At 67.9% G+C, this 13,447-nt stretch carries 13 protein-coding genes; 7 read left to right on the forward strand and 6 right to left on the reverse strand.

From position 1 onward, the window contains the following. The first annotated feature begins 5 nt into the window (after nucleotides 1-5). Complete coding sequence (locus ACQPYM_RS00335; RefSeq protein ID WP_433012996.1) at nucleotides 6-905, forward strand: glycoside hydrolase family 43 protein; 900 nt, start codon at nucleotides 6-8, stop codon at nucleotides 903-905. A 31-nt stretch (nucleotides 906-936) separates the two neighbouring features. Then, the gene (locus tag ACQPYM_RS00340) at nucleotides 937-1,878 is read left to right on the forward strand and encodes a hypothetical protein (protein ID WP_433012998.1); all 942 of its coding nucleotides are present in this window, start codon (nucleotides 937-939) and stop codon (nucleotides 1,876-1,878) included. Here ACQPYM_RS00340 and ACQPYM_RS00345 read toward each other — a convergent pair. Then, complete coding sequence (locus ACQPYM_RS00345; protein ID WP_433013000.1) at nucleotides 1,865-3,232, reverse strand: PLP-dependent aminotransferase family protein; 1,368 nt, start codon at nucleotides 3,230-3,232, stop codon at nucleotides 1,865-1,867. The genes ACQPYM_RS00340 and ACQPYM_RS00345 overlap by 14 nt on opposite strands. Nucleotides 3,233-3,298: 66 nt before the next feature. Between ACQPYM_RS00345 and ACQPYM_RS00350 the strand changes: the two genes are divergently transcribed. Then, the gene (locus ACQPYM_RS00350; protein ID WP_433013002.1) at nucleotides 3,299-3,991 is read left to right on the forward strand and encodes a pyridoxamine 5'-phosphate oxidase family protein; all 693 of its coding nucleotides are present in this window, start codon (nucleotides 3,299-3,301) and stop codon (nucleotides 3,989-3,991) included. A 951-nt stretch (nucleotides 3,992-4,942) separates the two neighbouring features. Here ACQPYM_RS00350 and ACQPYM_RS00355 read toward each other — a convergent pair. The 3 genes from ACQPYM_RS00355 to ACQPYM_RS00365 all read right to left on the reverse strand — a co-directional run bounded on the left by ACQPYM_RS00355 (nucleotide 4,943) and on the right by ACQPYM_RS00365 (nucleotide 7,430). Then, nucleotides 4,943-5,737 (reverse strand): ABC transporter permease, encoded by a 795-nt coding sequence (locus tag ACQPYM_RS00355; RefSeq protein WP_433013004.1) that lies wholly within the window; start codon nucleotides 5,735-5,737, stop codon nucleotides 4,943-4,945. Next, nucleotides 5,734-6,702, reverse strand: a complete 969-nt coding sequence (locus ACQPYM_RS00360) for an ATP-binding cassette domain-containing protein (protein ID WP_433013006.1) — start codon at nucleotides 6,700-6,702, stop codon at nucleotides 5,734-5,736. Before ACQPYM_RS00360 ends, ACQPYM_RS00355 begins: the two co-directional genes overlap by 4 nt. Before the next feature lie 194 nt (nucleotides 6,703-6,896). Beyond that, nucleotides 6,897-7,430, reverse strand: a complete 534-nt coding sequence (locus ACQPYM_RS00365) for an EXLDI protein (protein WP_433013008.1) — start codon at nucleotides 7,428-7,430, stop codon at nucleotides 6,897-6,899. 94 nt (nucleotides 7,431-7,524) lie between these two features. On the opposite strand from ACQPYM_RS00365, the gene ACQPYM_RS00370 reads away from it, so the two are divergent. Both ACQPYM_RS00370 and ACQPYM_RS00375 read left to right on the forward strand, forming a co-directional pair. Further along, a complete protein-coding gene (locus tag ACQPYM_RS00370) occupies nucleotides 7,525-8,493 on the forward strand; it encodes an alpha/beta hydrolase (RefSeq protein ID WP_433013010.1) in 969 nt (322 codons plus the stop codon). 199 nt (nucleotides 8,494-8,692) lie between these two features. Beyond that, the gene (locus tag ACQPYM_RS00375; RefSeq protein ID WP_433013012.1) at nucleotides 8,693-9,712 is read left to right on the forward strand and encodes an ABC transporter substrate-binding protein; all 1,020 of its coding nucleotides are present in this window, start codon (nucleotides 8,693-8,695) and stop codon (nucleotides 9,710-9,712) included. A gap of 22 nt (nucleotides 9,713-9,734) precedes the next feature. Here the strand turns inward: ACQPYM_RS00375 and ACQPYM_RS00380 are convergent, their stop codons facing one another. Then, nucleotides 9,735-10,001, reverse strand: a complete 267-nt coding sequence (locus tag ACQPYM_RS00380; RefSeq protein ID WP_360276720.1) for a cell division protein CrgA — start codon at nucleotides 9,999-10,001, stop codon at nucleotides 9,735-9,737. Between the two features lie 88 nt (nucleotides 10,002-10,089). Here ACQPYM_RS00380 and ACQPYM_RS00385 point away from each other — a divergent pair, with 88 nt between their 5' ends. Continuing rightward, nucleotides 10,090-10,857, forward strand: coding sequence for a DUF881 domain-containing protein (locus ACQPYM_RS00385; protein WP_433013014.1), 768 nt, complete (start codon nucleotides 10,090-10,092; stop codon nucleotides 10,855-10,857). Between the two features lie 28 nt (nucleotides 10,858-10,885). After that, nucleotides 10,886-11,503 carry an aminodeoxychorismate/anthranilate synthase component II gene (locus tag ACQPYM_RS00390; protein WP_433013016.1) on the forward strand — a complete coding sequence of 206 codons (618 nt, stop codon included), beginning with the start codon at nucleotides 10,886-10,888 and terminating at the stop codon, nucleotides 11,501-11,503. Between the two features lie 69 nt (nucleotides 11,504-11,572). On the opposite strand, the gene pknB is transcribed toward ACQPYM_RS00390, so the two are convergent. Further along, the gene (gene pknB, locus ACQPYM_RS00395) at nucleotides 11,573-13,441 is read right to left on the reverse strand and encodes a Stk1 family PASTA domain-containing Ser/Thr kinase (RefSeq protein ID WP_433013018.1); all 1,869 of its coding nucleotides are present in this window, start codon (nucleotides 13,439-13,441) and stop codon (nucleotides 11,573-11,575) included. Nucleotides 13,442-13,447: the final 6 nt, after the last annotated feature.

A 13,447-nucleotide genomic window follows, 5' to 3' on the forward strand; every position in this document is an offset into this window, starting at 1 on the left:
CCTCAATGGGCTTCACGAACCCGGTGTACGACAACAACTTCGCCGACCCGCACGTGATCGCGGCCTCGGAGTACTACGCCTATGCGACCAACGGGCCGCTCGGCAACATCCAGACGCTGAAGTCCACGGACCTGGTTTCGTGGGAACAAGTCGGCGACGCACTGCCCGCGCTCCCCGACTGGACCTCAGCGGGCAAGGTGTGGGCGCCAGAGGTCGCAGTCCACGGACCTGATCGTTTTGTCATGTACTACACGACTTCCGACGACAAGTCCGGGCGTCAGTGCGTGGGTGTCGCGGTGGCATCCTCGGCTAAAGGTCCCTTTGTCGACAAATCGAGTAATCCCCTGATCTGTCAGGTAGCCGAGGGTGGTTCGATCGACGCCAGCCCGTTCCAGGACTCGAGCGGTCGGCGCTGGCTGTACTGGAAGAACGACGGCAACGCGGTCGGCGCCGACACCTGGATCTACGTGTCCCGGCTGTCCGATGACGGGCTGACGCTGACCGGCGAGACCACCCGCCTGATCAAGCAGACGCTGCCGTGGGAAGGCGACCTGGTCGAGGCGCCGTACGTTGTCGAACGCAACGGAAAGTTCCATCTCTTCTACTCGGCCAACGCCTACGACAAGGCCGAGTACGCCGTCGGGCACGTGCTCTGCACTTCTCCAGCGGGGCCGTGCACGAAGTCAGGCGATCCCATCCTGACGACCTCGGCGGACGCCGCCGGTCCCGGCCACAACATGGTGCTGATGAAGGACGACCGCTACTGGTTCGTCTACCACGCCTGGGATCCGGCCCTGGTCGGTGCCGATCCACCCGGCCGCACGATGTGGCTGTCCGAGCTCACCTGGAACGGCGACGTCCCCGTCGTCCAGCCGCCGAGGAAAGACAACCCGGAGAAGCCCTAACTTTTCCGGGCCACGCCGCATCACTTGATGTATGACCTCGACACGACAGAACCTCTTCCGCGCCGGCCTCACTCTGGCCGGCGCGGCCGTGCTGGGAGCCGCAGCGCTGGTGGCACCCGCTCATGCCACCCCCACGAGCGCGCAGAGCACCACTGCGGCCTGCTCTATGAACCCCGGCTCGGTGACGGCTGCCGGTAGTCATGCCAGCAGCATCGTCACCGCCGCTACGCCGCCGACCAAGAAGGATCAACCCGCGGTCGCCGGGGTGTTCCAGCCGGGCAAGGCACGCATCACGTCGATGTACACGAACGAACCGAACATCTCGGGCGCGGACGTGGCCGGCTTCGTCATCCAGGGCGACAGCCTCTACTGGCACACCTACTGGCGGACCGGCGCCGGCGGCATAGACCCGAGCGTGCCGAACGCGTTCCAGCGGATCGGCGGCGGCTGGACCAACTTCGTTGGACTGGAGACGTCGTCGTGGGAGGACAGTTCCCGGGCCCGCCACTCGGCGTACGGGCTGCGCAGCGACGGGACACTGTTCCGGTGGGACACCAGGGCCCCGGCTGCCTGGCGCGCTAAGGGATCCGCCGCCGGCTTCAGCGCGGTCAAGTCGATGGCACTGATCAGCAAGACGGCCACCTACGACACCTTCCTGGCGAACACCCGCAGCGGAGCGCTCTACACCATCCGGATCCCGGCGACGTCACCGATGAAGCCGGTCGTGACCAAGGTTCGCGCTTCCGGCTGGGGCAGCCTCGACAAGCTGATCGCCAACAAGTGTGGCCAGTACGGCACCCTGCTGCTCGCCATCGACAAGGAGACCAAGTCCGGCTTCCTGTACGCCGTCGGTCACGCGAACGGTGCGTCCACTGTCATCAACAGTCTCGGCAAGACCACTGGCCGCTACCCGGACGCGGTCAACTTCCGCTGGGGCCCGGTCTGGTTCCTTGACCCGCTCAACGGCGACTGAGCACTTCGCAGAGCACGTCCAGGGCCTGGTGGAAGGCTACGTCGTCAGGAGGGGTGGCGTAGCCGATCACCAGGCCCGGAGGTCCGGGGACAGAGCGCTGGTAGTCCGAGAGTGGGGCAACCACGACTCCAGCCGCTCTTGCCTCGGCCGAGAGGGCCCGGTCGTCTGTGCCGGGTAGCAGCAGGGTGATGTGGAGTCCTGCGTCCTGGCCGACGATCTGGCCGTAGGGGGCGAGTGCGGCGCAGGTGCGGTTGCGGCGTTCGGAGTACAGGCGTTTGGATCTGCGGATGACCTGGTCAAGGTAGCCATCCCGAAGCATGGCCAGGAACGCCGCCTGCATCGGCCAGCCGGGCCAGTCGCCGACCTCCTCCCGGTACGCCGCCAGCCGGTCGACCACGTCGGGGGACGCGACCAGCCAGCCCAGTCGCAGGGCAGGGCTGAGCACCTTCGACAGGGTGCCCAGGTGGACCACGCGGTCGAGGTCCAGCTGCGCCAGCGCGGGTAGTGGCGCGACGTCGTACCGGAACTCGCTGTCGTAGTCGTCCTCGATCAGTGTCGCTCCCGTGCGCCTTGCCCAGCGGATCAGCTCGTTGCGCCTGGCGACGGGGAGGCGGCCGCCGAGCGGGTACTGGTGTGAGGGCGTCACGTAGACCGCCGACAGGTCCTCGCGGAGATCGGAAACTCTCAGGCCGTCTTCGTCCACACCGATGTCCACAACCTTGAGTTCGTGCTGGCGAGCGGCTGAGACCGCGGTAGCGAAACCGGGGTCCTCGATGGCGATCCGGTCGCCCGGCTGTCGGGTCACGGACAGCAGTAGTCGCAGGCCGTGTGAGGTGCCGTCTGTGATCAACAGGTTCTCCGGGCCGCAGGCGATGCCGCGGACGCGTCCTACATGCCCAGCCAGAGCAGCGCGTAGTTCCGGTAGGCCAGCGGGATGGTCGTAGCCGCTGGCCGGAGCCTGGGTCGACACCTCTCGCCAGGCCCGCTTCCAGCCGGCGTCGGCTACAGGGCTGATGTACGGGATCCCCGGACGCAGTGTCAGCAACGGCGGCCCAGCAGGCTCGGGACTGCGCGCGGGTGTCCGCAGTACCGGCTGCAGGGGTACTACGTCCGCTACGTAGGTGCCCGAGCCGGTCCGTCCTGCGATCCAGCCCTCGGCATGCAGCTGGTCGTACGCCGCTTGCGCCACCGAGCGCGACACGGAGAGCTCCTTGGCCAGGTCGCGGGTGGACGGCAGGCGGTGCCCAGCCTGCAGGCGGCCGTCGCGAATGGCCGCGCGGAACTGCTCGGCCAGCTGCAGATGCAGCGGGCCGCTGCCGGCGCGGCTCAGGACGAGTGGGAACGAGCTGTCCAAGTGGACTACCTGATTCGTTCGGGAATGGACCGTGCCAGCATGCCATTGAGTCGCCACGATGGGACCATGACCATCACCACGCCGCTCTCGCCGACCGATCGGACCAGACTCCGCAGGGAGAAGGACCGCGCCGCCACCGACCGCGCCGCCCTGCACGACGTCCTCCGCGACGGCATGTTCTGCCACCTCGGAGTAGTCGTCGACGGAGCCCCGCTGGTGCTGCCCACGGCGTACGGGGTGGACCTGGACGCGGGCGAAGACGGGGTGCTCTATCTGCACGGCTCGGTCGCCGCCCGGAGCGTGGTCGCGTCGCCGGACCAGACGATCTGCGTCACCGTCACCCACGCCGACGGCCTGGTGCTCGCCCGCTCCGCCTTCCACCACTCGGTCAACTACCGCTCGGCGGTGATCTTCGGCGTACCAACCCTCCTCACCGACCCAGCCGAAAAGCTCCACGGCCTCAACCGAATCGTCGACCACCTCGTCCCGGGCCGCTCCGGCGCAGTCCGGCCGCCGAGCCGCAAGGAGCTGGCCAAGACGTCCGTCCTGGCGCTGCCGCTCACCGAAGCCTCGGTCAAAACCCGAGCCGGCGCCGCCAACGACGACGAAGCAGACCTCGACCTCCCCTACTGGACCGGCGTAATCCCCCTCCGCGTCGTCGCGGAGGAGCCGATCACCAACCCAGACTGCGACCTCTTGGTCCCAGCCCACATCCGCACCCGAGCCAACCAACTAGGCGCAGTACCCGCCAGAACCTGACGCGTCGGGCTCGCGACGCCTGCTCCGCTTCGCTCCGCCGGCTGCTTCGCCAGCGAGAACTGGCGCTGCCGCGCACGACCCCGCGCGGCGGGTTAGGCGAGCGCGAATGGTGCGACGCCGGGCCGACGGGCGAACCGCTTGGCGCCGAACGAGCCACGGGCGGCACGCGCATCGGGTGGGCTCGCGGCGCCTGCTTCGCTGCGCTGCGCCGGCTGCATCGCCTGTGAGTACTGGCGCTGGCGCGCGCGACCCCCGCTGCGGTGAGGCGAGTGCGTGATGCTGGCGCGGGGTGGGCTCGCGACGCCTGCTCCGCTTCGCTACGCCGGCTGCATCGCGGGTGAACAAGCGGTGGGTTTGGACCCCAAATGGCGGGGCCGGACAATGCATATCTTGTTCAAGCTCGCCAGTGGGGGTGCGAGCCCACCGTGCTGGCGCTCACGCGCACGACCTTGCCCCCGTGGTGGAGCAGGTGCATCGGAGGCGACGCCGAGCGGCGTACGAACCGCTGGCGCTGGACGAGCCGGGCGGCGCGCAGGTTGGTGGGCTCGCGAGGCCTGCTTCGGTTCGCTGCGCCGGCTGCTTCGCTTGCGAGTACTGGCGTTGGCGCGCGTGACCCCGCGGTGGTGTGGAGCGGGCGCGTCGGAGGCCGCCGAGCGGCGTACGTGCTGCTGACGCTGGATGGGTCGCAGACAGTCCGCGGGTTGGTGGGCTCGCGACGCCTGCTCCGCTGCGCTAAGCCGGCTGCATCGCTTGCGAGTACTGGCGCTGTCGCGCGTGACCCCGCGGTGGTGAAGCGAATGCGTGATGCTGGCGCGGTGGTGGAGCGGGGACGTCTGGAGTGTGGCGCCGGCCCAAACGAAACGCACCGCCGGTGCTGGATGAGCCACCGGCGGTACGTGATGGAACTGACGATGCCTGCTTTGCTGAGCGGGAGCGGCTTTCCCGCACCCTTCAGGCTGCGGTGCCCTTGTTGTAGGTCTTTTGGGACCAGAAGTAGCCGACTACGGCGATGGCTACGCACCAGGCGATTGAGAGCCAGCCGTTGCCGGAGGCGTTGGGGGTGCCTAGGAGAAGGTGGCGGAGGGTTTCGATGATGGGGGTGAAGGGCTGGTACTCGGCGAACCAGCGGATGCCGCTGGGGAGTGACTCCAGGGGGATGAAGGTGGTGCTCAGGAACGGGAGGACGAAGCTGATGGGTAGGACGATGTTGCTCGCGCCCTCCGGTGTCTTGCTGGTCAGACCTAGTGCGATACCGAACCAGGTGAAGGCGACGGTCAGTCCGATCAGCAGCCCACTGGCGAGCAGCCAGTCGGTGAACGAAGCGTTCGGGCGGAAGCCGAGCAGCATGGCGAAGCAGACCACCAGGACCAGGCTGAGGACGGTCAGGATCGTTGCGCCGATGACGTGGCCGGTCAGGACGGCTGGGCGGAAGATTGCCATCGTGCGGAATCTTGCGACGATGCCCTCGGTCATGTCGGTGCTGGCGGCGACCGCCGGGGACATGATTCCGGAGGCGATGCCCATCAGCAGGATGCCGGGGGTGAGGAAGTCGATGTAGTCGAAGCCGGTGCTGGCGCCGCCGAGGCCGGCCGAGAAGGTGTCGCCGAAGACCAGGCCGAACAGCAGCAGCATGACGACCGGCATTCCGATCGCGCCGAGGGACAGGCCGGGGTAGCGCAGGGCGTGCCGCAGGTTGCGGCGCAGCATCGTGGCGGTGTCTGCCATCGGGTAGGACGTGGTGCTCATTTGCTGGTCACTTTCTCGTCGGTGGTGGCGTTGGTGGCGGGCTGACCGGTGACGGCGAAGAACACGTCGTCCAGGTCGGGGGTGTGGACGGTCAGCTCGTCCACTTCCAGGGAGGCGTCGTCGATCCGGGACAGCAGGTCGCGCAGCGAGTGCACGCTGCCGTCGTTCGGCACCTGGAGGACCAGCGCCTCCTCGTCCTGAGCGGCCTGCGGCAGGACCTGCGCAGCCAGAGCGAACTCCTCCGGTGCAGTGAACCGCAGCCGCACATGTCCACCCGGCGCCAGCCGCTTCAACTGCTGCGGGGTGCCCTGAGCAACCAGCTTCCCGTGATCCAGTACTGCGATCCTGTCGGCGAGCTGGTCGGCTTCTTCCAGGTACTGCGTGGTCAGCAGCACCGTGACGCCGGTGGAGACCAGTTCGCGGATGAGCTGCCACATGGTGTGCCGGCTGCGTGGGTCGAGCCCGGTCGTCGGTTCGTCGAGGAAGATGATCCGCGGATCGCCGACCAGCGTCATCGCCAGGTCGAGCCGGCGCTTCATCCCGCCGGAGTACGTCATCGCGAGCTTCTTGCCGGCCTCGACCAGGTCGAACCGCTCGAGCAGTTCGGCGGCCCGGCGGCGGCCCTCCTGGCGGCCGAGGTGGTGCAGGTCGGCCATCATGATCAGGTTCTCCTGGCCGGTCAGCAGGCCGTCGACCGCGGAGAACTGGCCGGTGACGCCGATCGCGGCGCGGACTGCTTCGGGGTCGCTGCTCAGGTCGTGGCCGGCGACGTGCAGGTCGCCGGCGTCGGCGGTGATCAGGGTGGACAGGATCTGGACCACCGTGGTCTTGCCGGCGCCGTTCGGGCCGAGCAGGGCAAAGATGGTGCCTTCGGCAACGTTCAGGTCGATGCCGTCGAGCACCAGATGGTCGCCGTAGGACTTCCGCAGGCCGCGGACGTCGATCGCCGGGGTTGAGCTGTTCATGGGTCCTCGCTTGTTTTCGGGCAGGGTGAACCGGCCCAGGTGGTTGGGGAGATTCCGGAGGAGATGCGGAGAGGAGATTCAGCCGGTCGCCGCGGCGATGGCCGGTGGTGCCGAGGGCGTGCTGATCCAGTCGGCCGGCTCCGTGCGAGCCGCCGTACGGTGGATCGGTTGTTCAGTTGGTCAGCGGGTGGGGATCAGATGTCGAGGTCCTCCACGGCCGGCTGGTCGGCCGCTTCCTCGACCAGGGCGTAGAGGTCCTCCGGGATCAGCTCCCGGAGCTCCTCCACCGTTTCGACGACGTGCAGCGTCGCCTCGCCCTGGGCCATGCTCCAGGTCTGGTTGGTACTGAAACTGCCGACCCAGCTGCGCCAGCCGGTGGGGTTGTGCTCCTCACCGTCGACCGTGGCGCTCGAGTTGTACTGGTTGCGCCGGTCGGCGTGCAGGACGAACTTGCCGGTCCGGCTCCGGTAGACCTTGAACGCCTCGTAGCCGTTCTTGTTCGACCGGCCGCCCTCGGCGAGCAGGACCCCGGAGAACCGTTGCTTGCGGCCCGTTCCGCGACCGACCCGGACGGTGATCTCGTCGAAACCCTCGAGCCGGCCTTCCTCCATCTCGACGTACCGGCGTAGTGCGGTCGAGATCGCTTGGGACAGGTTGCCGGCGAGTTCCTGGGCTCGTTTGTACAGCGCCAGGTCGTCGTCGGACACATAGATCGTCTTGTTCGGCATGCATCTCCTCCTACGTAGAACTATACGCATGGCTCTACGTAGACGTCTACATATATTTCCAGCGAAGTTCCGCGTCGCCTGCCAAGATCGTCCGGTGGAGACTGCTGAGAACCGCTACGACCAGCTGACCGACCGCATCGCTGCCCTGTACGACGAGGGCCTGCAGCAGGTCGCGCTGGATCTACTGGACACCGCCGAGCCCGATCTCGCCCCGTGGGCCGCGGAGTTGGCTCACCTCCGGGCCTGCCTGCTCGGCTCGCTCGGCGAAAGCACGGAGGCGCTGGCCGCCTTGCAACGGGCCAGCGACGCCGGCGGCTGGTGGGACGAAGGCATCCTCACCGAAGACGACGACCTGATCGGCCTCCAACACCTCCCAGCTTTCCAAGCAATAGTCGACCTCTCCCGCACCCGCCGAGTGACTCGCCACGATCCCCCACTGATCCAGCTGCCAGGCGGCAAGCCCGCCGCCCCCGCCGCGCAAGGCGGCACAGTTGCCCGCCCCTCCGCTTCAGAGCAAGGCGGCGTAGCCGCCGGGCCGGGGGTGGTGGTCGCCCTGCATGGGGCTGGGCAGCGAGCGGCTCATGCGATGCGGGATTGGGCCGGGGTGCTTGAGCTTGGTTATGTGCTGGTAGGGGTGGAGTCGTCGCGGTTGATGTCGCCGATGTACCGGACCTGGCCGGACCCGGCGGAGGCGGCGGCTGACATCGCGCGGGCACTTGAGCAGTTGCCGGCGGAACTCACGGCGCTGCCAATGATCGCGGCCGGGTTCTCGGCCGGTGGGCGGGTGGCGATCAACTGGGCCGTGTCCGCCGACCCGGTGCCGGTGGGCGGAGCCGTAGTACTGGCTCCTGCGTTGCGGGAGTTGCCAGAGCAGGCGCAAGGAACGCTGTCACCGGCGAGCATTGTGATCGGCACGGAGGACGACCTGCTGGAGGTTGTGGACGGCGCGGAGCAGCGGCTGACCAAGCTGGGCTTCACCGTCGAGCGGGTGCCAGGGCTCGGTCACGAGATTCCTCAGGACTTCGCGGCCCGACTGGCCGATTTGCTCCCCAGCTGTGGATAAGGCGGTGGTCAAACCTCCTTTATCCACAGATTTCGCCTGTTTTAGCCACAAACGGCGCCAAAGCCGGGGACAACCTGGGGAAAAGTCCGCCGCAAACTGTGCACAGCTGGGGATACCCATGTGGATAACCACAGCCCTGTAATTCAGCGCGGCAGATAAGGTAAGCCTCACCTATCCAGCACCCTCAGGGAGGCCCGCCGTGTTCTTTCCTGCCCGCCCGTCGAGAAGGTCAGTCCTGCTCGGAGCCGCGTCGGCCGGAGCAGCCGCCCTGTTGGCCGCCTGCTCGAACGACCAGAACCCAGCCGGATCGACAGATCAGAGCACCGGACCGTGGGAGTTCACCGACGATCGCGGCGTGAAGATCACCCGCCCGGCCCGCCCCGCCAAGGTGGTCGCGCAGGTCTCGGCCGCCGCCGCGCTCTGGGATCTCGGCGTCCGGCCGATCGGCATCTTCGGAGCGACCAAGGGCGCCGACGGCAAGCCGAACAACCTGGCCGGGTCCGTCGACCTGAACGCCGTCACCTCGATCAGCGAGACCTACGGTGAGTTCGCGGTGGAGAAGTTCGCGGCGCTGCAGCCGGACCTGCTGATCGCGCCGATGCAGATCGCGAACGAACTCTGGTACGTCCCGAAGGAGTCCGTAGCGGCGATCGAGGCGGTCGCGCCCACGCTGGGCGTCAACTACCTGAAGCTGTCGGTGGACAAAGTGATCGACCGGTACGCCGAGCTCGCGACCGCGCTGGGCGCGGATCTGAAAGCCGCGCCCGTACTCACCGCCAAGGCGGAGTTCGCCGCAGCCTCGAAAGGGCTGAGCGAGGTGACGGCGGCGAAGAAGGACCTGCGCGTGCTCTTCTTGTCCGCCACCCCGGACAAGCTCTACTTCGGCAATCCGGACGCTTTCTCGGACATCGCGCTGCTGAAGAACCTCGGTCTGGAGCTGATCACCCCGAAGATCAACCCGGCGGAGCCGCACTGGGAGGAGGTCTCCTGGGAGCTGGCCGACAAGTATCCGGCCGACGTGATCCTGTTCGACTCCCGCTCGGCCGCCATGTTCACCACCGATCGGGCCAAGTATCCGACGTACGCGCGGCTGCCGGCCGTCAAGGCCGGGCAGGCGCTTGCGTGGAACCCCGAGACACCGACGAGCTGGGCCGCCTTCGCGCCCGCGCTGCGGCAGTTGACCACGGACCTGAGCCGGTTGCGCCCGGTCTCCGGCTAGATCCGTGGTCCGACTCAGGACACTAGATCCACTGGGTGGAGACGACGAAACCGACGGCGATCAGGCCCATCCCGATCAGCAGGTTCCAGTTGTTCAGGTCGCGCATCACCGGAATGTCCTGGCCGGCCACGTAGAAGACGACCAGCCAGATCAGCCCGAGCAGCCAGCAACCCAGCATCAGCGGGGCAACCCACACCCGGCTGGTGGTACGCGGCTTCTTCGGAGTCTTCTCCACCTTGACCTTGTCGGTGGCGGACTTCTTGGTTTTGCGACTGCTCGACTCGGGCACGACTCGACTCCTCGTAACGGACAGCGGACACATAAGCTAGCTCTGGCCTCGGTTAGCGTAGTGCAGACGAGAGCAAGGGGATCACGGGTTGAGCAAGCTGCGGCGTTTTTCACTCTGGCGCGCGAGCGCGCCGGTGGCGCTGCTGTGCGCCGGGCTGCTGTTCGCGACCAGCGCGACGAACGCCCGCGGTACCGATCTGCGTCCCAGTCGCAACACTACGCTCGCGGGTCTCGTCGAGGAACAGAGCCGGCGCAGCGCCAGCCTGACCCGCCAGCACGCCGCCCTGAGCCAGGACATCGAGAAGCTGCAGACCCAGCAGGGCTCGATCGAGCCCAAACTGGCCCGGCGGCTGAAGGAGCTGTCCGCCCAGGTCGGGACGACGCCGGTCACCGGGCCGGGCCTGACCGTCACGCTCAAGGACGCCCCGCCCCAGGTGGTCAAGGACAACCCGGACGTGGACGCCGACTGGTTGGTGATCCACCAGCAGGACATCCAGGCGGTGGTGAACGCGCTGTGGGTCGGCGGCGCCGACGCGATCTCGATCCAGAACCACCGGGTGATCTCCACCACCGGGATCAAGTGCGTCGGCAACTCGGTCGTGCTGCACGGTGTGCCCTACCTGCCGCCGTACAAGATCACCGCGATCGGGGACCGGCAGAAGCTGCAGCAGGCGCTGGACGACTCGAAGTACATCGAGAACTTCCAGGACTACGTGGTCCGGTTCCAGCTCGGCTACGAGGTGAAGAACGAGTCCTCGATCGCGATGCCCGCCTACGAGGGCACGCTGGAGCTGCAGAGCGCGACGGTGCCGGGTTTCGAGAAGACCCCGACCGTCAGCCCCACGGCCACGCGCTGATTCGGAGCGGTCTGTGACAATGGTCCGCATGCCGCGGATCCTCGTTGTCGACAACTACGACTCCTTCGTCTACAACCTCGTGCAGTACCTGCAGCAGTTGCAGGCCGACACGACCGTGCTGCGCAACGACGAGGTCACCCCGGACCAGGTCGCGGAGTACGACGGCGTCCTGCTCTCCCCCGGCCCCGGTACGCCGGAAGAGGCGGGCGCGTGCGTGGACATCGTCAAGGAGATGGGCGGCCGGGTCCCGATCTTCGGCGTCTGCCTCGGCCTGCAGGCGATCGGAGTCGCGTACGGCGGTGTGGTCGGCCGCGCGGACGAGTTGCTGCACGGCAAGACCAGTCAGGTCTTCCACGAGGGCGCCGGCGTCCTGGCTGGGTTGCCGTCGCCGTTCACGGCGACCCGGTACCACTCGCTCGCGATCGCCCAGGACAGCGTGCCGGACGTGCTGCAGGTGACCGCCCGGACCGAGGCCGGCGTGATCATGGCCGCGCGGCACCGGGACCTGCCGGTCGAGGGCGTGCAGTTCCACCCCGAGTCCGTGCTGACCGAGGGCGGCCACCGGATGCTCGCCAACTGGCTGCAGATCTGCGGCGACCTCGGCGCCGTCGACCGCTCCGCCGGCATGGCCCCGGTCGTCAGCTAGCCACCGAGCAGACGAAAAGGCCGCGGGAGCAACCACTCCCGCGGCCTTCGTCGTTCGGTCAGTGCCCGGTCAGTTCTCGCTCTCGCCGCCACCGCCACCGATGGTGATCGGCGGCGTGATCGGTGTCTCGGTCGGCGACGGCGTGTTCGTTGGGGTGGGCTTGACGGCGATGTACAGAGTCACCTTGGTGCCCTGCTTGACCTTCGTCTCGGCCTTGACGCTTTGCTTCGTCACGGTGTCCTCGACGGCGTTCGGGTTCGTGTCGTCGTTGAGGATGCCGACGGTCAGCCCCAGCGCCTTGAGCTCCTTCTCGGCGTCGGCCCTGGTTAGCGTCACGACGTCCGGCACGGTCACCTCGGTCTGCCCGGTCGAGACGGTCAGGGTGAACCGCTGACCCTTCGGGTACTGCTGGTCCGGGCCCGGATCGATCTTGATCACGGTGCCCTTGGGGGCCTCGTTGTCGACCTCCTTGGTGTTCGACGACACCTTGAAGTCACCGGGCGAGTCCTGCAGCAGCTTCTTCGCCTCGGACTCCGGCTTGCCCAGCACATCCGGGACCGGGAAGGTGCTCGGCTCGGCCTGGCCGGAGGAGACCACCAGGGCCACGGCCGAGTTCTTGGCCACCTTGGTGCCCGACGGCGGGTTCTGGCTGATGACCGTGCTCTTCCCGACCGTGTCGCTGGCCTGGTAGGTCGGCTTGACCGTCAGCCCCTCGGCAGTCAGCAGTTCGGTCGCCGCCGTGAGGGCAAGCCCTTCCACCGTCGGCACCTCGACCTGCTCGGCCGGCTGGCTGGTGGTGGTGGAAGTGGTCTGGCCGCCACCCGGGTTGGCCTTGTCCTTGTCGCCCATGTTCGTGATCAGCGCGTAGGCGCCGACCGCGATCGCCACGATCGCCAGGCCGAGCAGGAAGTAGGCGAGCCCGCGGTTGCGCCGGGCCCGCGCGGTCTCGGCCTCGTCGCCCCCGTCGTCGGGCGGCAGCAGGTCGTTGGACTGCGGCTGGTACGGCACCGTGGCCGCGGCCGGCGCGACCTGGGTCGGTGCCATCGACCGGGTCTCGGCGACGGCCGCCATCGGTGCGGTCACCTGCTGGCCGGCCAGCACCCGGTGGATGTCCTGGCGCATCTCGTTGGCGCTCTGGTACCGGTGCTCGCGGTTCTTGGTCAGCGCCTTCAGCACGACCGCGTCGACCTCCGGCGGGATGTCCGGATCGAACGAGGACGGCGGCAGCGGCTCTTCCCGGACGTGCTGGTAGGCCACCGACACCGGCGACTCACCGACGAACGGCGGCCGGCCGACGAGCAGTTCGTACAGCAGGCAGCCGGTCGAGTACAGGTCGGAACGGGCGTCCACGGTCTCGCCGCGCGCCTGCTCCGGCGACAGGTACTGCGCGGTGCCGATCACGGCCGCCGTCTGGGTCATCGTGGACGAGGTGTCCGCGACGGCCCGGGCGATGCCGAAGTCCATCACCTTGACCTGGCCCTGCGGGGTCAGCATCACATTGCCGGGCTTGATGTCGCGGTGCACGATGCCGGCCCGGTGGCTGTAGTCGAGCGCCTCGAGGACGCCGGAGGTGATCTCCAGCGCGCGCTCGGGCATGATCTTGCGGCCCTCGCGGATCAGGTCCCGCAGCGTCTTACCGGTGACCAGTTCCATCACGATGTACGGAATGGTGATGCCGGAGCCGTTCGGGTCCGGCTCCTCGCCGGTGTCGTAGACCGACACGATCGTCGGGTGGTTCAGCGAGGCGGCCGACTGGGCCTCCCGCCGGAACCGGGCCTGGAAGGTCGAGTCACTGGCCAGGTCGACCCGCAGCCGCTTGATCGCCACGGCCCGGCCCAGACGGTTGTCGATGCCCTTGCGGACGTCTGCCATCCCCCCTCGACCGAGCGGTTCGCCCTCTTCGTAGCGCCCGCCGACGAGACGTGCCTGCGATGTCATTACTCT

Source organism: Kribbella sp. CA-294648 (genome assembly GCF_050943845.1).
Taxonomy (GTDB): Bacteria; Actinomycetota; Actinomycetes; order Propionibacteriales; family Kribbellaceae; genus Kribbella.